The 22887-nt window shown below is 73.8% G+C and carries 19 protein-coding genes, 2 tRNA genes and 1 pseudogene; 17 read left to right on the forward strand and 5 right to left on the reverse strand.

Going from position 1 to position 22887, the window contains the following annotated elements:
* Window positions 1–1344: 1344 nt before the first annotated feature.
* A complete protein-coding gene (locus tag KME75_RS42840; protein ID WP_308282642.1) occupies window positions 1345–3330 on the reverse strand; it encodes an AfsR/SARP family transcriptional regulator in 1986 nt (661 codons plus the stop codon).
* A gap of 74 nt (window positions 3331–3404) precedes the next feature.
* Here KME75_RS42840 and KME75_RS08075 point away from each other — a divergent pair, with 74 nt between their 5' ends.
* Window positions 3405–4190: an SDR family oxidoreductase gene (locus KME75_RS08075; RefSeq protein WP_219413908.1), complete on the forward strand. Its 786-nt coding sequence runs from the start codon at window positions 3405–3407 to the stop codon at window positions 4188–4190.
* A gap of 4 nt (window positions 4191–4194) precedes the next feature.
* Window positions 4195–4662 carry a nitroreductase family deazaflavin-dependent oxidoreductase gene (locus KME75_RS08080; protein ID WP_219413909.1) on the forward strand — a complete coding sequence of 156 codons (468 nt, stop codon included), beginning with the start codon at window positions 4195–4197 and terminating at the stop codon, window positions 4660–4662.
* Between the two features lie 64 nt (window positions 4663–4726).
* Here the strand turns inward: KME75_RS08080 and KME75_RS08085 are convergent, their stop codons facing one another.
* Window positions 4727–6187, reverse strand: coding sequence for a flavin-containing monooxygenase (locus tag KME75_RS08085; RefSeq protein WP_219413910.1), 1461 nt, complete (start codon window positions 6185–6187; stop codon window positions 4727–4729).
* Between the two features lie 67 nt (window positions 6188–6254).
* Here KME75_RS08085 and KME75_RS08090 point away from each other — a divergent pair, with 67 nt between their 5' ends.
* Together KME75_RS08090 and KME75_RS08095 are read left to right on the forward strand one after the other, a co-directional pair.
* Window positions 6255–6866 (forward strand): TetR/AcrR family transcriptional regulator, encoded by a 612-nt coding sequence (locus tag KME75_RS08090; protein ID WP_219413911.1) that lies wholly within the window; start codon window positions 6255–6257, stop codon window positions 6864–6866.
* Complete coding sequence (locus tag KME75_RS08095; protein ID WP_219413912.1) at window positions 6863–7606, forward strand: siderophore-interacting protein; 744 nt, start codon at window positions 6863–6865, stop codon at window positions 7604–7606. The genes KME75_RS08090 and KME75_RS08095 overlap by 4 nt, the downstream gene beginning before the upstream one ends.
* A 367-nt stretch (window positions 7607–7973) precedes the next feature.
* Here KME75_RS08095 and KME75_RS08100 read toward each other — a convergent pair whose 3' ends face one another.
* Entirely contained in the window at window positions 7974–8678 is a 705-nt protein-coding gene (locus KME75_RS08100) for a DUF2461 family protein (RefSeq protein WP_219413913.1), read from the reverse strand.
* 128 nt (window positions 8679–8806) lie between these two features.
* Here KME75_RS08100 and KME75_RS08105 point away from each other — a divergent pair, with 128 nt between their 5' ends.
* From KME75_RS08105 to KME75_RS08165, 13 genes are all read left to right on the forward strand, one after another.
* Window positions 8807–9538 carry a response regulator transcription factor gene (locus tag KME75_RS08105; RefSeq protein ID WP_219413915.1) on the forward strand — a complete coding sequence of 244 codons (732 nt, stop codon included), beginning with the start codon at window positions 8807–8809 and terminating at the stop codon, window positions 9536–9538.
* Window positions 9535–10929 (forward strand): sensor histidine kinase, encoded by a 1395-nt coding sequence (locus tag KME75_RS08110; protein WP_219413916.1) that lies wholly within the window; start codon window positions 9535–9537, stop codon window positions 10927–10929. Before KME75_RS08105 ends, KME75_RS08110 begins: the two co-directional genes overlap by 4 nt.
* An 81-nt stretch (window positions 10930–11010) precedes the next feature.
* On the forward strand, window positions 11011–12270 hold the full coding sequence (locus tag KME75_RS08115) for a bifunctional glycosyltransferase family 2/GtrA family protein (protein WP_219413917.1): 1260 nt from the start codon (window positions 11011–11013) through the stop codon (window positions 12268–12270).
* Window positions 12267–14195, forward strand: a complete 1929-nt coding sequence (locus KME75_RS08120; protein WP_219413918.1) for a glycosyltransferase family 39 protein — start codon at window positions 12267–12269, stop codon at window positions 14193–14195. Before KME75_RS08115 ends, KME75_RS08120 begins: the two co-directional genes overlap by 4 nt.
* A 121-nt stretch (window positions 14196–14316) precedes the next feature.
* Complete coding sequence (locus KME75_RS08125) at window positions 14317–15942, forward strand: AMP-binding protein (protein WP_308282644.1); 1626 nt, start codon at window positions 14317–14319, stop codon at window positions 15940–15942.
* Window positions 15943–15986: 44 nt separating this feature from the next.
* Window positions 15987–16850: a ferredoxin family protein gene (locus KME75_RS08130; protein WP_219413919.1), complete on the forward strand. Its 864-nt coding sequence runs from the start codon at window positions 15987–15989 to the stop codon at window positions 16848–16850.
* A 72-nt stretch (window positions 16851–16922) separates the two neighbouring features.
* On the forward strand, window positions 16923–17132 hold the full coding sequence (locus KME75_RS08135; protein ID WP_219413920.1) for a type II toxin-antitoxin system VapB family antitoxin: 210 nt from the start codon (window positions 16923–16925) through the stop codon (window positions 17130–17132).
* A complete protein-coding gene (gene vapC, locus KME75_RS08140) occupies window positions 17129–17536 on the forward strand; it encodes a type II toxin-antitoxin system VapC family toxin (RefSeq protein ID WP_219413921.1) in 408 nt (135 codons plus the stop codon). The genes KME75_RS08135 and vapC overlap by 4 nt, the downstream gene beginning before the upstream one ends.
* Window positions 17537–17573: 37 nt before the next feature.
* Window positions 17574–18080 carry a PH domain-containing protein gene (locus tag KME75_RS08145; RefSeq protein ID WP_219413922.1) on the forward strand — a complete coding sequence of 169 codons (507 nt, stop codon included), beginning with the start codon at window positions 17574–17576 and terminating at the stop codon, window positions 18078–18080.
* A complete protein-coding gene (locus tag KME75_RS08150; protein WP_219413923.1) occupies window positions 18077–19690 on the forward strand; it encodes a PH domain-containing protein in 1614 nt (537 codons plus the stop codon). The genes KME75_RS08145 and KME75_RS08150 overlap by 4 nt, the downstream gene beginning before the upstream one ends.
* A 154-nt stretch (window positions 19691–19844) precedes the next feature.
* Window positions 19845–20471: an oligoribonuclease gene (gene orn / locus KME75_RS08155; protein WP_219413924.1), complete on the forward strand. Its 627-nt coding sequence runs from the start codon at window positions 19845–19847 to the stop codon at window positions 20469–20471.
* Between the two features lie 36 nt (window positions 20472–20507).
* Window positions 20508–20583 (forward strand) — tRNA-His (locus KME75_RS08160).
* 81 nt (window positions 20584–20664) lie between these two features.
* A tRNA-Lys gene (locus tag KME75_RS08165) sits at window positions 20665–20740 on the forward strand.
* A gap of 197 nt (window positions 20741–20937) precedes the next feature.
* On the opposite strand, the pseudogene KME75_RS46635 reads toward KME75_RS08165, so the two are convergent.
* Together KME75_RS46635 and KME75_RS08180 are read right to left on the reverse strand one after the other, a co-directional pair.
* Window positions 20938–22134 (reverse strand): annotated as a pseudogene (locus KME75_RS46635) (tyrosine-type recombinase/integrase); the annotation flags it as partial.
* Entirely contained in the window at window positions 22131–22799 is a 669-nt protein-coding gene (locus tag KME75_RS08180; RefSeq protein ID WP_219413925.1) for a hypothetical protein, read from the reverse strand. The gene KME75_RS08180 and the pseudogene KME75_RS46635, both read right to left, overlap by 4 nt.
* Window positions 22800–22887: the final 88 nt, after the last annotated feature.

The following is a 22887-nucleotide window of genomic DNA, read 5'->3' on the forward strand; positions in this document are numbered from 1 at the left end:
CACTGTCCACCGCAGCCCTTGTGTTGATCTTCTTCCTTGGACAGAAGCATGATCAACCAAGGGCTGCACTCATGATCAACCGGGGTCTCCGAGCTGGTGTCGCACCCCGGAGGTTAAAGATCAAGCTAGTGTCGGGTATCGGAACAGCCGTCGACGGACGTGGTGGTGGCGGCGGCGATCAGCCCGGGCGGCCACCCGATGCGTCGGACGCCTACCGTTCCCGCCCGTCCGTTCCGAGCGCGACGAGGACTGCGCTGGTGATGCGGTCGAGGTCGCCGCGCTCGGCGGGTGGCAGGGGCGCGCCCACGGCGTCCCGGGTGGCTGCGGCCTCGGCGAGCAACCGGGCGGCGTGCTCGCCCTCCCCGGCGATCGCGTGCGCGCCGGCCAGGCCTTCGAGCGCGAGGGCGACCGCGCGGAGGTCACCGGTGTTCCGCGCGGCCGTCAGCCCTTCGGTGTGGATCGCCTGTGCCGATTCGGCGTGGCCGCGCAGCTCCGCGATGAAGCCGAGCTCGGCCAGGATGAGCGCAGCGCCGGTGTCGGAGTCCATCGCTCGGTCCCATTCCAGCCATTTGCGGAGCAGTGACTCGGCGCGATCGAGGTCGCCTCGCCTGCGGGCGCCGAGGGCGATGCCGATCTCGGCGAACTCCTCGCCGACGGTGTAGCCCTGCTCGGCGGCGAGCTGCCGTGCCCGGTCGTGGAGCTGCTCGGCGCGGGCGTGGTCGCCGGTCAGCAGCGCGAGGCGGCCGAGCTGGCACAGGTGGTCCGAGGCGTCGGTCCACATCCCGAGCTCCTCGGCCGTGCGGACACCGCTCCGGTGCAGGCGGGCGGCTCGCGTGTAGTCACCCGTGATCTGCGCGAGCACGCCGAGCACGAAGCCGGCTTGCATCTCTCCCCAGGCATCGCCGAGCTCCCGGAAGAGGGTTCGGCTGTGTTCGCCGTCGGCGCGCAGTGCAACGAGGTCGCCGCGGCCGAGCGCCTGCCGGGCGCGCGCACAGAGCGCCGCGGCGATCCCCCAGCGGTCGCCGAGCTCACGGAACACCGCCAGCGCCCGGTCAACCGGCTCCGCGCCGTCCGCAGCAGTGCCGAAACCGGTGTGGGCGTGTCCGAGAAACCACAGCGCAGTGGCCAGCGCGGATCGCTCCTCCGAGCTGCTCCCGGCCTGCGGGGCGGGGACGTCGGCACGCCCCTTCTCGTCGCCGAGCCGCAATGCGACCGCGGCCCGCCAGGTCGCCGCGGTCCCTCGAGCGATGGCGGGGGCGGGACCCGTGGTGCCGAGGGCGGCGGTGAGGGAACGGCGGGCCTCGCCGAGCCTGCCCCTCAGCACCCAATACCAGGCCAGCGCGTTCACCAGCCGCAGTGCCTCCTCGGCCGCGTCGCCGCGCACCGTGCGGTCGAGGGCCGTCCGCAGGTTCGCGGTGTCGGCGTCGAGCAGCCGCAGCCCCTGCCGCTGGTCGGAGCCGCGTAGCTGCGGCGCGACACGTTCGGCGAGCGCGATGTAGTGGCGGCGGTGCCGCTCGTGCACCTGCCCGGTCTCTGCGGCTCGTGCAGCCGCTCCAGGCAGTAGGCGGTGACTGATTCCAGCAGGCGGTAGCGCGGCCCGTCCGGGCCGTCGACGACCGAGACCAGCGATCGGTCGACGAGGCGGACCAGCAGGCCCGCCACCAGATCGGCGGGCACGTCCTCGTCGGCGCTGACCGCCTCGGCGGCCTCCAGCGTGCAGCCGTCGACGTTGACCGCGAGCCGGCGCAGTACGACGCGCTCGTCGTGGGTCAGCAGCTCCCAACTCCAGTCGATCACGGCGCGGAGGGACTGCTGGCGGGTCGGGCCGCCGCGGCGGCCGTCGGCGAGCAGCTGGAACCGCTGGTCCAGGCGCCGGGCGAGCTCGTGTACGCCGAACGCGCGGACCCGGGTGGCGGCCAGTTCCAGTGCCAGTGGGAGGCCGTCGAGGCGACGGCAGATCACGGTGACGGCCGGAGCGTTGTGCTGGTCGAGCACGAAACCGGGGTCGGCGGCCGCGGTCCTGGTCACGAACAGCCGGACCGCGCTGAACGCGAGCAGCGACTCCGGACGCCGGCCGTGCTCGGAATCCGGCAGTTCGAGCGCCGGCACCGGGAACAGCTGCTCGCCTGCCAGCCTGAGCGGTTCCCGGCTGGTCGCGAGGACGCGCAGCCCGGGTGCGCCGCGCAGGAGCTCGTCGAGCAGCTGGGCCAGCGGCTCGACGACATGCTCACAGTTGTCGAGCACCAGGAGCGTCCGCCGGTTGCGCATCGCCTCGACGAGCCGCGCGAGCGGCTCCGTGCCCGGAGGAGCCGCGGCGTCGTGCACACCCAGCCCGGCCGCGACCGTCTCCACCAGCGAGCACGTCGGGTCCTCGCCGGCAGGCCGTCCCGCCAGCTCGACGATCCGGACATCGGGCGGGCCCACGGCTTGCCCGATGGCGATCTCGAGCGCGAGGCGCGTCTTCCCGATCCCGCCCGGCCCGACGAGTGTCACGAGGCGCCCGCCGTCGACCATGGCGTGCACTCGGGCGACCGCGTCCTCCCGCCCGATCAGCTCGGTGAGCGGGACGGGCAGGGCGGGATCGGGAACCGCAGCGGGGGTCAACGCCGGATCCTGCCGCAGGAGTGCCTGGTGCAGCGCGGCCAGCTCGGGCCCGGGGCTCGCGCCCAGCTCGTCGGCGAGGCGCCTGCGCAGCTCCTCGTAACCGGCCAGGGCATCGCCCTGCCGGCCCGCCCGGTAGAGCGCCCGCAGGTGCACGGCCCGCAGCCGTTCCCGCAGCGGGTGACGGGCCACGACGTCGGACAGCTCGGCGGCGAGCGCGTGGTGCTCGCCGAGTGCGAGCCGCGCCTCGGCCTGGTCCTCCACGGCCGCGAGGCGCTGCTCCTCCATCCGGACCACGGCGGCGCGGGCGAACGGCTCGTCCGCGACGTCGGCGAAGGCCGGTCCACGCCAGAGCGCGAGCGCCTCGGTGAACAGGTCGGTGCGGGCCCGCGCGTCGTCGAGCTCGCGGGCCCGCCGGACCAGTGCCTCGAACCGGGTGACGTCGACCGCGTCGGGGTCGACCCGGAGCAGGTACCCGGCCGCGCCGTGCACCACGACCTCCCGGCCGACCGCCCGGCGCAGCTGGGAGACCCGGGTGCGCAGGGCAGCGAGCGGGTCCGCGGGAGGGGCGGCGCCCCACAGGTGCTCGATCAACGCGTCGGTCGACACCGGTCGCCCGGCGTCGACCAGCAGGTGCGCGAGCAGCGCCCGCACCTTCGTCTCGGGGATGCGCACCGGCATCCCGCCCGCCGTCCACACCGCGAGCGGGCCGAGCACACCGAAACGCACGCTCACAAACGTATCGGCCGGATCCGTACCCGATCTGGACCGGATCCGAACCCGGCGGGCGCACGGTCAGGACCATGAACGAATCGAACGGCAAGTACGCCGGGATGAAGGCCGTCGTCACGGGCGGGACGCACGGCATGGGACTGGGGATCGTCACCGCGCTCCTCGACGGTGGCGCGGAGGTCGTGCTCACCGGACGCAGCGAGAAGGCCCTCGAGGAGGCCCGGGTCGCGCTCGCCGGCCGGGCGGCGCACGTCGTCCGCGCCGACGCGGCGGACCCGGCCGACGTCGACGCACTCGGTGTGCTCGTCGGCGAGACGCTGGGCCAGGTCGACGCGGTGTTCGTCAACCACGGGATCGCGGAGGTCGACCAGCCGCTGGAGGACGTGACCGCAGCAGCCTTCGACCGGCAGTTCGGGGTGAACACCAGGGGCGTGTTCTTCACGGTGCAGCGCCTGGCGCCGCTGGTGCGCGACGGCGGGGCGTTCGTCTTCACGACGGTCGCGAACGGGAGGGTCTTCCCGGGGATGAGCGTCTACTCCGGGTCGAAGGACGCGGTGCGCGCGTTCGCCAAGGTGTTCGCCGCCGAGTTCCTGCCGCGCCGGATCCGGGTGAACTCGGTGGCGCCCGGCTTCATCAAGACCCCGACCATGGGCGTCGCCGGGATGACCGACGCGGAGCGAGCGGCGTTCGAGGAACAGGGGAGCGTGCTGACGCCGCTGCAGCGGATGGGGACCGTCGAGGAGGTCGCGCGGGCCGCCCTGTTCCTGGCGTTCGACGCGACGTTCACGACCGCGGCCGAGCTCCCCTTCGACGGCGGCGGGTGGGGCCAGGGCATCACCCCGCCCGAGCAGGGCTGACGACATGACGACGGATCCGTGGGACGACCCGGCCAGAGTGACCGACAGCCCCGACCGCTCGGTCGCCGAGCACGTCGAGCGGTATCTCGCGTCCGAAGGACGCGACGGCTACCTCGAAGGCGGCGTCCCCAACCTCGTCCTCACCACCCTGGGCCGCCGCACCGGCGCACCGCGGCGGACCGCGTTGTTCTTCGGCATGGACGGCGACCGCTACGTCCTGGTGGCGTCGGGCTCTGCCGTGACCGCCCACCACCCGCAGTGGTACCTCAACGTGGAGGCCCACCCCGAGGTGCAGGTGCAGGTGCAGGCCGAGAGGTTCCTCGCCCGAGCCGACACCGCCACCGGCCCGGAACGCGAGCGGCTCTGGAGCATGATGACCGCGCTCGCACCGATCTACCACCGCTACGAGGCGCTGACGCCTCGCGAGATCCCCGTGGTGGTGCTGACCCGGCTGCCACAGCAGCCGGGATGACCGAGCCCGAACCGGCCGAGTCCGAGGCCCCCGGCTACGCGCCGGGGGCCTCGCGGGCGGAGGGCTACGCCACGAGCACGTGGTCGCCCGGACGGACCTTCCTGGTCCGGCGCCGGAAGGCGAACGTGTAGTCCGGCCACAGCGTGCGGTTCTTGCCGTGTTCGTCGAGGTACCAGCTGGCGCAGCCGCCGTGGGTCCACACCGAGCCCTCGAGCTTGCCCTGCACCTGCGCGTTGAAGTCGTCCTGACGGTCCCGGCGCGTGTCGATCGCCCTGGCACCGGTCCTGTCGAGCACGCGCAGCGCGTCGAGGAGGTAGTTCAGCTGCGACTCGATCATGTAGACCATCGAGCTGTGCCCCAGTCCGGTGTTCGGGCCGGTGAGCACGAACAGGTTGGGGAAACCGGCGATCGTGGTGCCGAGGAACGCCTCGGTGCCGTCGCGCCAGACGTCGGCCAGCTGCTCGCCGTCGCGGCCGACGATGGGCACCGAGAGCCCCAGCCCTTCCCCGACCTTGAACCCGGTGCCGAAGATGATCGTGTCGACCTCGTGCTCCACACCGTCGGCGGTCAGCACGCCGGTGGGCGTGACCCGGATGATCTTCTCCGTGACGACGTCGACGTTCGGCTGCTTCAGTGATCGGTAGTAGTCGTTGGACATCAGGATGCGCTTGCAGCCGATGCGGAAGTCGGGAGTGACCTTCGCTTTGAGGTCGGGCCGGTCGGCGAACGTCCGGTCCAGGTAGGCGCGGGCGTAGCGCTCCACGATCGCCATCCGGCTCGCCTTGCGGAAACCGAGGACGCGCGCCTCGTTGAACCCGTAGATCAGCGCGCGGTGCAGCTTCTGCAGGGGCGGCGCGGCGCGGTAGAGCGCGCGCATCCACCCGGGCACCGCGCGGTCGGGTTTGGGCAGCACCCACGGCGCGGTGCGCTGGAACAGGGTGAGCCCGGCGACGTCGGGCTGGATCGCCGGGACGAACTGGATCGCGCTCGCCCCGGTGCCGATCACGGCGACGCGCTCGCCCCGCAGGTCGTGGTCGTGGTCCCACTGCGCGGAGTGGAACGCGGTGCCGGTGAACTCGGTGAGGCCGTCGATGTCGGGGATCGACGGTTCGTGCAGTGCCCCGGTGCCCCACACGGCCACCCGGGCACTGACCGTCGTCCCGTCCGCCGTCCGCACGTTCCACCGCGCCCCGTCCCACTTCGCGGCGACGACGGCGGCGCCGAACCGGATGCGGTCGCGCAGCCGGTAGCGGTCGGCGATGCCCTCCAGGTAGGCGCGGATCTCCGGCTGCCGCGCGAAGAGGCGCGTCCAGTTCGGGTTGGGGGCGAAGGAGAACGAGTACAGGTGTGACTGCACGTCGCAGGCACAGCCCGGATAGGTGTTGTCGCGCCAGGTGCCGCCGAGGCTGTCGCCCTTCTCGAGGATCAGGAAGTCGGGCCGCCCCGCCTGCGTGAGCCGGACGGCGGCGCCGAGGCCGGCGAAGCCACTTCCCACGATCACGACGTCGACGGTGTGGTCGGTCATCTGCGCTCCTCCCGGTGTTACCGCCAGTAAGTTACCACGAGTAACTTCGCTGCGATAGGGTCGGGACGTGGACACCAGGACGCCCCGCCGCCGTGTCGGCCGGGCCGAGCGCGAGCGGCAGATCCTGGACGCCGCCCTCGCGGTGTTCGGCGAGCGCGGCTACCAGGCGGCGTCGATGGACGCGGTGGCCGAGCGGATCGGAGTGACCAAGCCCGTGCTCTACACGCACTTCGGCTCCAAGGACGGGCTGCTGCTCGCGTGCATCGCGCGGGCGCGCGCCGAGCTGCTGGAAGTCACGGCCACGGCGGCGTCCTCCGCCGAGGGACCGGAGGAGATGCTGCGGCGCGGCACGCTCGCGTTCTTCCGGTACCTGGAACGCAACGAGCCGGCCTGGACGATCCTCTACTCGGAGTCCCGGGTGGCCGGCGAGGCGCTTGAGGGCATCCGCGCCCAGCAGACCGACTTCATCGCCGCCCTGCTCGCCGCGCAGCAGCCCGACGCCGACCCCCAGCGGCTCACGGCGTGGGCGCACGTGATCGTCGGGGCGTGCGAGCGGCTGGCCCTGTGGCGCGGCGGCGCGCGGACGGTGACCAGCGAGCAGGCCACCGAGTACCTGATGGACCTGGTCTGGACCGGTCTCGCGACCGGCCACCCCCCGGACGCCAGAATGGGGTCGTGAGTACCACCGCACCCCGCCTGCTGCAGGTGCGCCGCAGCGAGCGCGTCACCCCCCGGATGATCCGGGTGACACTCGGCGGCAAGGAGCTTGCCGGTTTCGGCGGCGACGGCCCCGACCGCCGGATCAAGATGTTCTTCCCGGTGCCCGGCCAGGAGCGGCCCGCGGTGCCCCGCGCGGCGTCGGGGGGCCCGGTGTGGCCGACCGGCGAGCCGCGCCCGGCGATCCGGACCTACACGGTGCGCCGGTTCGACGCCGACGCGGGCGAGCTCGACGTCGACTTCGTGCTGCACGAGGGGCACGGGCCGGCCGCGGCGTGGGCCCGGGACGCCCGACCCGGGGCGTGGGTCGGGGTGTCGGAGCCGGGCGGCCGGTACGAGCCGGACCCGGGCGCCGACTTCCACGTGGTGATCGGCGACGAGACCGCGCTCCCCGCCGTCGCGACCGTGCTGGAGGCCCTGCCCGCCGGCGTGCCCGCCGTCGCGTTCCTCGAGGTGGCCGACGCGGGCGAGGAGCAGAAGCTGCCCGGCTCGGCCCGGATCCACTGGGTGCACCGTGGCGCGAGGGAGGCGGGCGGGCCGCTGGCCGAGGCCGTGCGCACCGCGGAGTTCCCGGCGGGCGCCGGGCAGGCGTGGCTCTCGGGCGAGTCGGGGTGCGTACGCGACCTGCGCAAGCACCTCCTGGACGACCGCGGCCTGGACCGTCGCAAGGTCTACGCCACGGGGTACTGGCGCGCCCGCTGACGGATGGTCGCCCTGCCCCGACGACCCGCCCGTCCCGACCGGACCCGCGAGTCGCCCGAAAGCCGCCCGTGAGTCGCCCACAATCGACAGGCGAGTCGGCCGAAATCGACAGGCGAGTCGCCCCGAATCCGCAGGCGAGTTGCCGAAAATCCGCCCACGAGTCGACGCTGATCGGCGGGGCGACTTATGTGTCGAGAACGGGCGCCTCACCTGCCAGGAACGGGCGACTCACCTGCCAGGAACGGGCGACTCGCGCATCAGAAGCGGGCGACTCACCTGTCAGGAACGGGCGACTCACGTGTCGAGAACGGGCGACTCGCGTGTCGGGAACGGGCGACTCACGCGTCCGGAACGGGCGACTCGCGCGTCAGGGATGGGGTTGGGCCGTCACCGCGGACGCCGCCGGAACGGTGACCGGTCGCGGCCGCGGCGGTTCCGGCTCGGCCGGGCCGACGTGCGCGTCCAGCCACGCCACGAGCGGTGCGGCCGCCCGCCAGGCCGCCCGCACCCGCTCCAGCGGCTCCCGGGTGCCGAGCCACGGCCCCACCGGCCACGACCGCTCGACCTGCAGCCCGCGGAGACGCAAGAGCCCGATCCGCGGATGGTCGGCCCGGTGGCCCCGCGGGCGACCGGTCAGGGCGCGCCCGGGATGGACCGTCCAGTCGACGAGTCCGTTCAACAGCGGGCCCAGGTCCTCCCCGGCCGGCCCGTCGACCGCCGCCCGGTACCGCCGCAGCTGCCCGCCGTCGAACGACCAGTGCCCCGCCGAGGCCGACAGTGCGGTGGCCGACAGGACGACCGCCAGCACCGAGCCACCCGCGGTGAGCGCCACGCCGCCGGTGTCGGTGCGGTACGGCGGCGCGTCCGGGCGGAACCGCCGGTTTCGGTACGGCCGGAACACTCGCAGCGTCCCGAACTCCGCCTCCAGATCGGCGGCGAGCGCCCGCATCGGCGCGTGCACGGCTGCGGTGTGCCGGTGCCGGTGCGCCGCCCAGAACTCGGCGGAGTTGTCGGCGGCGATCTCGGCCAGGAACGCCGTGGCGTCGGTCGGCCAGCCCTGGAATCCGTCCATGTCGGTGTCCTCCTCCATCGGGATGCGGACTTGGACGACGGCGGGTCCGAACCGGTTCCACAGGAAGCGCACAGGTTTCGCCCATCGAGGACACATGCACGCCCGCGACGCTGGCTAGCATGGCGACGATGAGGCAGGAGGCCCCGGAGTTGCGGCGAGCCGACGGCGGCGCGCTCCGAGTCCTGGTCGTCGACGACGAGGCGACGCTGGCCGAGTTGCTCACCATGGCCCTGCGCTACGAGGGCTGGGAGGTCAGGGCCGCCGCCGACGGCCACTCCGCCGTGCGCACGGCACGCGAGTTCCGCCCGGACGCCGTGGTGCTCGACGTCATGCTGCCCGACCTCGACGGGCTCGAGGTACTGCGCAGGCTGCGCGCCGACACCCCGGACGTGCCGGTGCTGTTCCTCACCGCCAAGGACGCGGTGGAGGACCGCGTCGCCGGGCTCACCGCGGGCGGCGACGACTACGTCACGAAGCCGTTCAGCCTCGAGGAGCTGGTCGCACGGCTGCGCGGGCTGCTGCGCCGGTCGGCGATCACGGCAGCGCGGCAGGCCTCGGAGCTGGTCGTCGGCGATCTCGTGCTCGACGAGGACAGCCGCGAGGTCCGCCGCGGCGATGTTCTCGTCGAGCTGACGGCGACCGAGTTCGAGCTGCTGCGCTACCTCATGCGCAACCCGAAGCGGGTGCTGTCGAAGGCCCAGATCCTCGACCGGGTGTGGAGCTACGACTTCGGTGGTCAGTCGAACGTGGTGGAGCTCTACATCTCGTACCTGCGCAAGAAGATCGACGCCGGGCGACCGCCGACGATCCACACTGTGCGGGGGGCCGGCTACGTGCTCAAGCCGGCGGCCACCGGGTGAGAGCCCGCTCGCTGCGGACCCGGCTCGTCGCCACCGTGCTGATCCTGCTGGCGGCGGCCTCGGTGGTGGTCGCACTGGTCACCACGGTGGCGCTGCGGGGGTTCCTCGTCGAGCGGCTCGACGAGGACCTCCGGACGTCCAACCGCGTGGTCGTCCGCATGGAGCCGGGCGCGCCCCCGGCCCTGGACCGGGCCGGGCCACGACCCTTCGACGGCCTCACGGCGATCGTCCGCGACGGCGAGGTCGTCGCAGCGGGCGTGCTCCCGCGCGGGGGTGGCACCCGCAAGGTGCCCGACGAGGAGCTCCCCGACCTGACCGCCGTGCCGCCCGGAGCGCCGCCACGCACCGTCGACCTCGGTCCGCTCGGCGACTACCGCGTGGTCGCGGGAACCACACCCACTGGTGACGTCGTCGTCACGGGGCTGCCGGAGCAGCAGGTGAACGACGTTGTCGCCCGGCTCGTCGCGATCGAGCTGGTCGTCGGCGGGGTGACCCTGCTCGGCGCGGGGGTCACGGGCGCGGTCGTCGTCCGGCGCGAGCTGCGGCCGCTGGAGCGGGTCGCCGCCACCGCCGCACGGGTCAGCGCCCTGGCGCTGGACCGCGGGGAGGTCTCGCTCGCCGACCGCGTTCCCGACGTCGATCCACGCACCGAGGTGGGTCAGGTCGGGAGCCCTCTGAACCGCATGCTCGACAACGTCGGGTCCGCGCTCGAGGCGCGGCACGAGAGCGAGACGCAGCTGCGCCAGTTCGTGGCGGACGCGAGCCACGAGCTGCGCACGCCGCTCGCTGCGATCAGCGGTTACACCGAGCTCAGCAGGCGGGCCGAGCTGCCCGCCGAGACGCAGCACTCGCTGGCCCGGATCGCCTCGCAGACCGAGCGGATGACCACGCTCGTCGAGGATCTGCTGTTGCTCGCGCGCCTCGACGCCGGCCGCCCGCTCGAACGCGGCGACGTCGACCTGACACGGCTCGTCGTCGACGCCGTGAGCGACGCCCACGCCGCGGGCCCGGACCACAACTGGCAGCTGGACGTGCCCGACCGTCCCGTCACCGTGCCCGGCGATGCCTCCCGGCTGGCCCAGGTGCTGGCCAACCTGCTGGCCAACGCCCGCACCCACACGCCGCCCGGCACCACCGTCGAGGTCACGCTGCGGCCCGAGCACGGCGGCGTCGGGCTGGGCGTGGTGGACAGCGGGCCCGGGATCGCCCCGGATCTGCTGCCGCACGTGTTCGAGCGCTTCGCGCGCGGTTCGGCATCCCGGTCGCGCGCCACCGGCAGCACCGGGTTGGGGCTCGCGATCGTGCACGCCGTGGTCGCCGCGCACGGCGGCACCGTGGATGTGACCAGCCGCCCCGGTCGGACGGAGTTCACGGTCCGTCTCCCGCGCTGACCCCGCGAGTCGACAGGGGTCACAGCTCGTCCACATGATCGACCCACCGGGACCACAGCGGCCGCCGCCACGGTCGTGGGCATGAGCGTCGACACCGCGCTGCAGTCCACCCGCACGGGGCGATCCGAGCGGATCGTGCTCGACGTCGTCGTCCCGGTCTTCGACGAGGAGGACGACCTCGAGCCGTCGGTCCGGCGGCTGCACGCCCACCTGGCCGTGCAGTTCCCGTACCGCTTCCGGATCACGATCGCCGACAACGCCAGTACCGACGCGACGCCCGCGATCGCCGCCCGGCTGGCCGCCGAGCTGCCCGCGGTCACGTCCGTGCGGCTGGAGCAGAAGGGCCGTGGCCGCGCCCTGCGGGCGACCTGGGCGGCCTCGGACGCACAGGTGCTGGCCTATTGCGACGTCGACCTGTCCACCGACCTCGCCGCGCTGCTCCCGCTCGTCGCGCCGCTGATCAGCGGGCATTCCGACATCGCGATCGGCACCCGCCTCGGCCGCGGCTCCCGGGTGGTGCGCGGCCCGAAGCGCGAGCTCGTCTCCCGCGCCTACAACCTGCTGCTGCGCGGCGCACTCGCCGCCCGGTTCACCGACGCGCAGTGCGGCTTCAAGGCGATCCGCGCGGACGTCGCGCGCCGCCTGCTCCCGCTCGTCGAGGACACCGGATGGTTCTTCGACACCGAGTTGCTGGTGCTCGCCGAGCGCTGCGGGCTGCGCATCCACGAGGTGGCGGTCGACTGGGTGGACGACCCGCACAGCAGCGTCGACATCCTCGCCACCGCCGTGGCCGACCTCAAAGGCATCGCCCGGCTCGGCCACGCACTCACCACCGGTCGCCTGCCCCTGCACGAGCTGCGCGGCAGCCTCGGCCGCGGCGCCCTCCCGGTACCGGACGTCGCGGGCGTGCCGAGGGGCCTGCCGGGTCAGCTGGTGCGGTTCGCCGCCATCGGCGTCGTCAGCACCCTGGCCTACCTGGTGCTGTACGCGCTGCTCCGCGGCGCCGCCGGCCCGTACGGCGCCAACGTCGGCGCGCTCGTCGTCACCGCCGTCGCCAACACCGCCGCCAACCGCAGGCTCACCTTCGGCGTGCGCGGAGTCACCGGCGCCGGCACCCACCACGTCCAAGGACTGATCGTCTTCGCGCTCGGGCTGGCCCTCACCACCGGCGCGCTCACCGCGCTCCACGCGTGGGCGCCCGACGCCGGCCGCTCCGTGGAGCTGACCGTGCTCGTCGCGGCGAACGCGCTGGCCACCGTGCTGCGGTTCGTCGCGTACCGCTCGTGGATTTTCCGCCGGCAGCGCGCCGGCGACGCACCCCGTCAGGAGACCCCGGCATGACCGCCACCCTCGTCCCGATCGGCTCCCCCGCTTCCCGTCCGGCCGTGCGCCGGACCGGCGGTGAGCGGATCGCACTCGCTGCGCTGCTGCTCGGCACCGCGGCGCTGCTCCTGTGGAACCTCGGCGCCGGGGGCTGGGCCAACACCTACTACGCGGGCGCCGTGCAGGCGATGACCAAGGACTGGACCGCGTTCTTCTTCGGCTCGGTCGACGCCGGCAACGTCGTCACCGTCGACAAGCCACCCGCCGCGCTGTGGGTCATGGCGCTGTCGGGAAGGGTGTTCGGCTTCTCCTCCTGGAGCATGCTGGTGCCGCAGGCGCTGATAGGCGTCGGCGCGGTCGCCCTGCTGTACGCCGCGGTGCGGCGGGTGGCGGGCCCGGTCGCCGGGCTCCTCGCGGGGGCGGTGCTGGCGCTGACCCCGGTGGTCGTGGAGATGTTCCGCTACAACAACCCGGATGCGCTGCTCGTGCTCCTGCTGGTGGCCGCCGCGTACGCCAGCGTCCGCGCGATCGAGGCGGCGTCGACGACGTGGCTGCTGCTCGCCGGGACACTGGTCGGGCTCGCGTTCCTGACCAAGATGGCACCGGCGTTCGTCCCGCTCCCGGCGCTCGCGCTCGCCTACCTGGTCGCCGCGCCCACGGGCCTGTGGCGCCGCGTCCGCCAGCTGCTGGCCGCCGGGGTGGCGATCGTCTTGTCCGCCGGATGGTGGTTCGCCGTCGTCGAGGTGTGGCCCACCGGCAGCCGCCCCTACATCGGTGGCTCCGAGACCGACAGCGCGCTCGAGCTCGCCCTGGGCTACAACGGCCTCGGCCGGATCTTCGGTGGCGGCGGCGGGGCCACCACCGGCGGAATGATCATCTCGGCGGGCGGCAGCGTCACCACCACCACCGGCCCCGGGTTCGGCAGCGAGGCAGGCCCCCTGCGGATGTTCGACGCGCAGGTCGGGCCCGCGGTGTCGTGGCTGCTGCCGGCCGCGCTGGCGTTGCTCGTGGTGGGGCTGTGGCTCACCCGCCGCGCCCCGCGGACCGACCGGGTCCGCGCCTCCCTGGTCCTGTGGGGGGCCTGGACGGCGGTCACCGCGCTGGTGTTCAGCCTGGCGCAAGGGATCTTCCACTCCTACTACACCGTTGCGCTGGCGCCGGGGATCGCGGCCCTGGTCGGAATCGGCGGGGCCGCGCTCTGGCCGCACCACCGCTCGTGGCCGGGCCGTGCCGCGCTCGTGCTGGTCGTGGCCGGCACCGCGGCGTGGGCGTGGGTGCTGCTCACCCGCTCCCCCGACGTCCTGCCGTGGCTGCGCTGGGTCGTCGCGGCCGCGGCGGCGGTCGGCTGTCTCGGGCTGCTCGCGCCCCCGCGGCGGTGGACGGCAGCGCTGGCGCTGGCGCTGGTCCTCACCGGTGCAGCGGCCCCCGCGGCGTACGCCGCGCAGGCGGCGGCGTCGAACGGTCGCGGCGTCATCGCGCCCGGCCCGATGCCCGGCTCACCGGCCGGGGCGGACCAGGGCGCAGCACCCACGCTCGGCCCACCCGGACGGGACACGGTCGACCCGGAGCTCGTGGCGCTCCTGCAGGCCGCGGGCACGACCTGGGCCGCGGCGACGGTGGGCGCCCAGGGCGCCGCGACGCTCGCGCTCGCCGGCGACGTGACCGTGATGGGGATCGGCGGGTTCTCCGGCGGTGACCCCGCTCCGACGCTCGAGGAGTTCCAGGCGTACGTCGCCGCGGGCGAGGTGCGGTACTTCGTCCCGGATGCGGGCGGGATGCGCCGCACTCCCCCGCCCGGTACCACGCCGCAGCAGGGCGGCCCGACGCTGCAGGGCCCGGGCGGCGGCCGGAACTCCGCGATCACGACGTGGGTGCAGGAGAACTTCGCCTCGTTCACCGTCGGGGACCGGACGATCTACGACCTGACCCAGCCACTGCGTTGAGGAGCGCACCGCCTTGCAGCAAAGCCACTTTCATGCCATCGGGTTGCGTGAAAGTGGCTTTGCTGCAATCTCGAAGCCCGACCCGCACGACCTGCGCGCCGGACGCGACAAGGCAAGACTGGTGGACGTGATCGGGGCGTTCGGACGGGTGCTCGACGTGGTGCGGGCGGGGGCGGAGCAGACGGTCGGATCGGCGCGGGCCGTGGTTGCGCTGACCCGGTCAGGGGTGGTCCGCCCGGTCCGGCCGGACCGGCTGCTCGGGATGGCCGGAAGCCTCGCCCGCTACGGGCTGACGGTCACCGCGGGCTACGCGGCGGGGGCGGCGCGCCACCCGGACCGCCCGGCGATCGTCGACGACGAGGGCTCGCTCACGTTCGCCCAGCTGGACCGGCACTCCGACGCCGTGGCGCGGGCGTTCGCAGCCTCCGGCGTCGAGCCCGGGGTGCGGGTCGGCGTGCTGTGCCGCAACCACCGCGGCGCGGTCGTGGCGCAGGTCGCGGCGGGCAAGCTCGGCGCGGACGCGGTGCTGCTCAACACCGGCCTGTCGGCGGGGCAGCTCGGGGACGTCGCCCGCGAGCTGGCCCTGCACACCGTCGTCGCCGACGAGGAGTTCGCGCCCGCGCTGGCCGGGCTGCCGGACGGCTGCCGGGTCGTCGCCGACCTCGATGCGCTCGACGGTCCCGGTCCGCTGCCGCTGCGCCCGCCCGAGGGCCGCACGATCGTGCTCACCTCCGGCACCACGGGACCGCCGAAGGGCGCCCGCAGGCCGGCCCTGCACAGCATCTCCCCTGCGGCGGCGATCCTCTCGGCGATCCCGCTGCGGGCCGGCGAGCCCGCGCTGATCGCGGCACCGCTGCTGCACACGTGGGGCCTCGCGGCGCTGCAGCTCGCGGTGCTGCACGGATCGCCCGTCGTGCTGACCCGCCGGTTCGACCCGGCCGGGCTCCTGGAACTGGCCGAGACGCACCGGTGCGCCGCCGTGTTCGCCGTGCCGGTGATGCTGCAGCGGGTGCTGGAGCTGCCGGACGCGCAGCTCGCCGCCGCGTGGTCGGCCCACCGGCCGCGGATCGTGGCCGTCAGCGGGTCGGCACTGCCCGCGGAGCTCGCCACGGCGTTCCTCGACCGCTTCGGCGACGTCCTCTACAACCTCTACGGCTCCACCGAGGTCTCCTGGGTCAGCATCGCCTCGCCCACCGATCTGCGCGCCGCACCCGGGACCGCGGGCCGCGCCCCGGCAGGCACCCGCCTCGTCGTGCTGGGCGACGACGACCGCCCGGTGCCACCCGGTGTCGAGGGCCGGATCTTCGTGCACAACGACATGCCGTTCGAGGGCTACACCCGCGCAGGTGCGGACGTGCCGCGGTCCGGCGGGCTGCTCGGCACCGGCGACGTCGGCCACCTCGACGAGAACGGCCTGCTGCACCTCACCGGACGCGCCGACGACATGATCGTCTCCGGTGGGGAGAACGTGCACCCCGGTCCGGTGGAGGAGCTGCTCGCCGCGCGCCCCGAGGTGCGCGAGGTGGCCGTCACGGGGGTGCCGGACGAGCGGTTCGGGCAGCGGCTCGCGGCCTACGTGGTGCTGGTGCCGGGTGCGCAGGTCGAGCCCGACGACGTGCGCGGCTGGGTGCGCGCTGAGCTGAGCCGCTTCGCCGTGCCGCGCGACGTGGAGTTCGTCGACGCGCTGCCGCGCAACGCCACCGGCAAGGTGGTGCACCGCGAGCTCCCCGGCGCGGCGCATCGCTGAGCGTCGCCCGCTCGGGTGAGGGAAGCCTCAGCTATCGTGCCGTGATGGACGGACGCTGCGCCGTGCTCGCCCGTGTCGCCGACGAGCCGCTCGCCGGCACGGCACCGGTCGCGCCGCGCTGGGTGTGCCTGGAGCACCGCGGCGCGTGGCCGCGGGAGGTCGCCGAGCACCCGGACCCTGCGGTCCGCGCCTTCGTCGCACGGGCGGGCGCTGCCGGGTGGCGGGTGCTGCTGATCCGGCGCCCGGGACGCCGCGGGGACGGGGCGAGCGGCCCCACCCGCGTGTACCTCACCCACACCGCACCACAGGTCGCCCGCACCGCGCGGCTGACGATCGCCGGGCCGTCCGAGCTCGCGGACGTCCCGCTCCCGGAGCGCGGCGCGCCGTTGCCCGGGGCGCCGGTCCGCGACCCGCTGCTGCTGGTGTGCACCCACGGGAGACGGGACCGCTGCTGCGCCCTCGACGGCCGCGCGCTCGCCGTCGCGCTGGCCGGGACGGGCGAGCCCGACGTCTGGGAGTGCAGTCACCTCGGCGGGCACCGGTTCGCGCCGACCGCGCTCGTGCTGCCCACCGGATACGTCTACGGGCGGCTCGACGCGGCCACGGCGGTCGCCGTCCGGAAGGCGGCAGGTGCGGGCGAGGTCGAGACGGCGCTGTGCCGCGGCCGGTCCACCTGGTCCCCGGCGGGGCAGGTGGCCGAGCTCGCGGTGCGGGCGGCGACCGGGCTGCGGGACGCCGACGCGCTCGAGGTCGCCGACACCGCCGGCGGCGCGGTGGTCGACAGCCGGGACGGCAGGCGCTGGGCCGTCGAGGTCCACAGCGACGAGGTGCCCGCCCAGCGCCCGCCTCCTGTGGTGGGGCGCCGCTACCGGTCGCGGCGCTGCGCGCCGCCGCCGTCCGTCCGTTGACCTGACGCAACGGCGCCCGGCCCGGCGGAACGATGTGTACGATCTCAAGGAGACATACACATCGGAGGCGGCATGCGCACCAATATCGACGTCGATGACGAGCTGCTGGCCGAAGCGATGAAGGCCTTGGGAACCCGCACCAAGAAGGAGACCGTCGAGGCGGGCCTGCGTGAGGTGGTGCGGCAGTACCGGACGCGCCAGGTGCTCGAGCTGCGCGGGGCGGTCCGGTGGGAAGGCGACCTCGACGAGATGCGTTCGGGCCGGCCCGGCTGGACCGCGTGAAGCCTGACTTCGCTGTCGACACGAGCGTCTGGATCGACTTCCTCGCCGACCGTTCCACGCCTCAGGTGGAGTACCTGGACAAGGCGCTGCGCGATGCGAGACAGATCGCGATGACCGACATCGTTCTCACGGAGATCCTGCAGGGCTTGCGGGAGTCCGCCGTGAAGCGCGTGGAGTTCCGGCTCGCGGTCTTCCCCGTTCTCCAGCTCCGCGGCCTCGGCGACTTCCGCCGCTCGGCGTCGATCTACCGTGCGAGCCGGGCCCGCGGCGTCACCATCCGACGCACCACCGACTGCCTCATCGCGGCCGTCTGCATCCGGGAGGGCGTGCCGCTGCTGCACGACGACCGGGGCTTCGACGCGATCGCCGCGGTGAGCGAGCTGTCGGTCGTTCCCGTGTCGTGATCACCCGAGACGCTGCCGATCACGGCACACTCGGGGCATGGCCACCGCCACGCCCGCGCTCCCGCTCCGCCCGCCTGCCCACCAGGCCGACCCGCGCGCCGTGCGGTGGTGGCAGCTGCGTGCACTGTTGACGTTGCTGGTCCTGGTCGTGCCACAGGTCGTGGTGCTGATCGTGCTGTCCTCCGACGCTCCGACCTGGCTCGTCGTCACCGCGGTGGCCACGGCGCTCGCCGTGATGGGCTACGGGATCGTCGTGCCGCCGCTGCTGTACCGGATCCACCGGTGGGAGGTCACCGACGAGGCCGTCTACACGCTGTCGGGCTGGCTCGTGCGGGAGTGGCGGATCGCGCCGATCTCGCGCGTGCAGACCGTCGACACCGAGCACGGCCCGCTGGAACAGCTGCTCAGGCTGGCGAGCGTCACGGTCACCACGGCGTCCGCGCGCGGGCCGGTGAAGATCCGCGGCCTGGACGCCACGGCCGCGGCCGAGCTGGCCCGCACCCTCACCGAGACCACGCAGGCCACCCCGGGGGACGCCACGTGACCGAGCAGGCGCCGTTCCCGCAGCAGGCGAGCATGACGGACGCCGCCCCGCCGGCGGTCCAAACGCCGTGGCGCAGGCTCGACAAGCGGATGCTCGTGGTGAGCCCGCTGGGCAGCGCGGTGCGGCTGCTGCCGGTCGCCGTGATCCTGCTGTTCACCGGGCAGGGCGACGTCACGACCCGGCTGTGGATCCCGCTCGTCTTCGCCGTGCTCGTGGTGATCGCGGGCGTGGCCCGGTGGCGCACCACCCGCTACCGGATCACGGCCGAACGCGTCGAGCTGCACAGCGGCTGGCTGCGCAAGCAGCGCCGGTCCGTGCCGCGCGACCGGATCCGCTCGGTCGACCTGACCGCCCGGCTGCTGCACCGTGCCTTCGGACTGAGCGTGGTGCAGGTCAGCGCGGGGTCGGGGGCGGTGCTCGAGCAGTCCGGACTGAGCCTCGACGCCGTCAGCAAGGCCGAGGCCGAGCGGCTGCGGCGGGAGCTGCTGGACCACCGCTCCCCCGTCGCGCCGGACCCGGCGCAGCAGACCCCACAGGCGCCGCCCGCCGAGGAGCTGGCCGGGTTGCAGTGGTCCTGGCTGCGCTTCGCGCCGCTGACGTTCTCCTCACTCGCGGGCGTCGGCGCCGTCGGGGCCGCTGTGTTCAACCTCGTCGACGACCTCGGCGTCGACCCCCGCGACATCGGCGTGATCGAGGACGCCACCGACCGCCTCGCCACCGCCCCGATCTGGCTGGGCGTCGCCGTGGTGGGCGTCGGGCTGCTGGTGACGGCGGTGGTCGGCGCGCTGATCCTGTTCGCCGAGCGCTGGTACGACTACCGGCTCACGCGGGAGCCGAGCCGGGACGGCGCACTGCCTGCCGCCGGCACGCCCGTCGTCGGGACCGGGACCCTGCGGGTGAAGCGCGGTCTGCTGACCCGCCGCTCGCTGTCGGTTGCGGAGCAGCGCCTGCGGGGCACGGAGATCGTCGAGCCGCTGCTGCTGCGGGCCGGACGGGGCGCGCAGTGCCGCGCGCTGTCCACCGGACTGGCCCGCGACGGCCAGGGTGGAGCGCTGCAGCCACCCGCGCCGCGCGCCGAGGCGCACCGGGTGGCGTCGGCGGTGCTGCGGGAGCACCCGGCGCAGATCACCGGTGCGCCGCTGCGCGCCCACCCCCGCGCGGCGCTGGTGCGGCGGATGAGCCGGGCGCTGGTCCCGGTGGTGGTGCTGGTGGCCGGGGCGTTCCTGCTCGGCTGGGCGGTGCCCGCCGTGGCGTGGCTGGGGCCGGCGAGCCTCGTGCTGCTCCCGCTCGCCGCGCTCCTCGGCCTGGACCGCTACCGCAACCTCGGCCACGAGCTCACCGCCCGGTACCTGGTGGCCCGGCAGGGCTCCCTGCAGCGGCAGACGGTCGCGCTGCAGCGGGCAGGCGTGATCGGCTGGACGTTCCGGCAGAGCATCTTCCAACGCCGCTCGGGGCTCGTGGCGGTTGAAGCGATCACCGCGGCCGGGGCGGGCGGCTACACGGTGCTCGACGTGGCCGCACCCGACGGGGTGGCGCTGGCCGACGCGGCCACACCCCACCTGCTCACCCCGTTCCTGGCGCGGCCGAATGCCGAGCACCGGGCGGGGTGAGCCGCGGCAGCGGGTCCGCCACCGGCGGTCTCCCGCTCCCGTCTGCCCCCCGCGAACGATCCACTGCCGCATCGTGACCGGATCGTGCCCGTGACCGGCGCCAACACGCCCGGTACTGCGTCCGCCGCGAACCCTGCGGGCCTAGTGTGACCGGGTGACCGATCGTCTGGTGTGGATCGACTGCGAGATGACCGGGCTGGACCTCCGGCGCGACGCGCTCATCGAGATCGCCTGCCTGGTGACCGACGGCGACCTCCGGGTCCTCGGTGACGGGGTCGACATCGTGATCTCCGCCGATGAGTCGGCGCTCGCCGGCATGCCCGAGATCGTGCGGGAGATGCACGCCCGGTCCGGGCTCACCGAGGAGGTCCGCCGGTCCACGGTGACCCTGGCCGAGGCGGAGGAGGCGGTGCTGGCCTACGTCCGCCGCCACGTACCCGAGCCGCGCACGGCCCCGCTCGCCGGCAACTCCATCGCCACCGACCGCGCGTTCCTCGCCCGGGACATGCCCGACCTGGACGGGCACCTGCACTACCGGATGGTCGACGTCAGCTCGGTCAAGGAGCTGTGCAGGCGCTGGTTCCCCCGGGTCTTCTACGCGAAGCCGGAGAAGGGTCTGGCGCACCGGGCGCTGGCCGACATCGAGGAGTCGATCCGCGAGCTCGACTACTACCGCCACACCCTGTTCGTGCCCCCGCCCGGACCGACATCCGAGCAGGCCCAGGCGGTCGCGGCACGGTTGACGGGAACCCCTTTCGAGACGCCGCAGGGGCCACGCTAAGCTGATGACGTTCCCGGTTCCGACCGGGTCGCGATGGTGGGTGTAGCTCAGCTGGTAGAGCACCTGGTTGTGGTCCAGGAAGTCGCGGGTTCAAGTCCCGTCACTCACCCCATGCCGCGGCACCCCGCCGCACGGCCCCTGGAACAGGGTGTGTTAGCGTTCCAGGGCGCCGGGCGGGAGGGCGCAACGGCAGGCGCCGCTAGCTCAATCGGCAGAGCAGCTGACTCTTAATCAGCGGGTTGGGGGTTCGATTCCCTCGCGGCGCACCACCTGACCTGGTGTTCTTCGGAGCATCAGGTCTTGCTGTTTCCGAGTGTGTGCGCGGTGTGTGCACGCCAGTCCCGACGGCCATCCTCGGCACCATCGCCGCGGCGGCCTCCGCAGCCTCCGCAGCGACTGCCGGGAACACGCTCATGTACGTGTCGCTCGTCAGCGTTGAGCTCGAATGGCCGAGCACTTCCTGCACCACTTTCAACGGCACTCCGGCTGCGAGCATCAGACTCGCCGCGCCGTGGCGGAGGTCGTGCAGCCGGATCGGCGGCAGCCCGGCCGCGGCGGCGATGGCGTGGAACCGGTCCGTGATCGTCTCCGGGTGCAGCGGCGACCCGTCCTGCCGGGCGAACACCTTCCCCGACTCCACCCACGCCGACGCCCACTCCATCCGCTCGGCCAGCTGCCGACGCCGGTGCGCCCGCAACACCTCGACCGTGCCGCCGTCGAGCGCCACCGTGCGGTTCCCGGCGTCCGACTTCGGCGGCCCCTCGACCACCTGCCACCCGACCTGCACGAGCTGACGGCGCACCGTCAACGTGCCGGCTGCCAGGTCGACGTCCTGCCATTCGAGCCCGGCCGCCTCACCGCGGCGCAGGCCGAGGTGCGCGACCGTGTGCCACAGCCCGTACAGCCGGTCGGCGTGGGCGTGGTCGAGGAACTCCCCCAGCTGCGCCGGCGTCCACACCATAACCGGCGATGGCGGCTGCGCGGCCACCTCGAGCTGCGCCCGCTCCGGCGCGTCCGGGTCGCACTCGGCGAGCCGGTCGACCGCGGTACGCCACCGGTCGACTCGCTCCGCCGTCCACACCAGCGCCTTCGGGCGCTTTCCCGCGGGGAGCTTCACCAGCGCGGCCGGGTTCACGAGGATGAGGCCCTCGCGCAGCGCATCGTTCAGCGCGGCCCGCAGCGACGCCCGGACCCGCTGCCTGGTCGCGTCCGAGCCCGGCACCTCGGCGAGCATCTCGGCGACGTGCGCGACCCGCAGGTCGTCGAGGCTCAGGTGCCCGAGGTGGGGCAGGTGGTAGTTCCGGATCTGGCCGGCGTAGGAGCGGCGGGTGCTTGGCCCGATGTCGGTCTTGCCGGCGATCCACTCGGTGAGGAACACGCCGACTGTGACATCGCTGACGACCACGCCGCGGCGGGCCTTGTCCCGCACCAGGTCGAGGGCGGTCTGCGCGTCCGTCTGCGAGTCGAAGCCGGCCTTGCGGATCTGCTGCGGCTTCCCGCCCTTGCCCGGGACGGTCGCGGTGAACGCCCACGTCCCGTGTCGCGGGTTCCATGTGCCGTCCTTACGGCGCAGCTTCGGGCAGCGGGCGCCGAGCTGACGGCGCCGACCGTTGACGATCTCGGTGCAGCCGCAGCGCTTCGACACCGCTCCGCGGGCGCTCATGGCTGTGGGTCCTCCTCACCGAGTTGACGCCGGAGCGCCGTAGGCAGCGAGAGGTACTGGTACGGCGGGATCGGAACGTTGGTCTGGCGGAACACCTCGTGCATCCGCTGCAGCCCGAGCACAGCCTCGTCCTCCCGCTGTGAGCAGCGCCGCAGCTCGTGCTCCAGGTCCCGCCGATCCTCACCACGCTGCCGCAGGGCCTCATCGGACTCGTCGAGAAGCTCGGTCACCCGCCGGGCGTCGAGCCGGGCCTCCTGCCACTGCACGAAGAGAGCTGAGTACTCGCGGTAGTTGGCGAGCAGGGCAGCGTCCTCGGCGGAAGGTGGCTCGACGCCCCGACCGATGTGCCCGGTCTCGCACCAGTCCAGCGCGGACAGCGGGGACACTTCCACGTCGGGTAGGGGTTCCACCGTCTCGACCCGCCCCAGCGGGAACAGCAAGAGCAGCGGGGGCACGCGAAGAGCAGCGGATAGGACGAGCCACTCGGGCACGGAGATCGTCTCCCTGCGCCCCGACTCCAGGTTCGCCAGGACCGACCGTGGGATCGCGTAGCCAAGCTCCTCGCACCGGTCGGCCAGACGTTGGGCGCTCATCCGGCCCCGGCGGCGCTTCATCTCGCCCGCGATCATCGCCGCCACCCCCCGGGCCCACTCGTTTTGGTTCATCACGACACAACTTAGCACGAAGTTGCGTGGCTGCGGCACCCCGTGGCAGAGTGTCGTCACGACACCCAGACCGAAAGGGTTGTGTTGT

Source organism: Pseudonocardia nigra (assembly GCF_019396355.1).
Classification (GTDB): domain Bacteria; phylum Actinomycetota; class Actinomycetes; order Mycobacteriales; family Pseudonocardiaceae; genus Pseudonocardia; species Pseudonocardia nigra.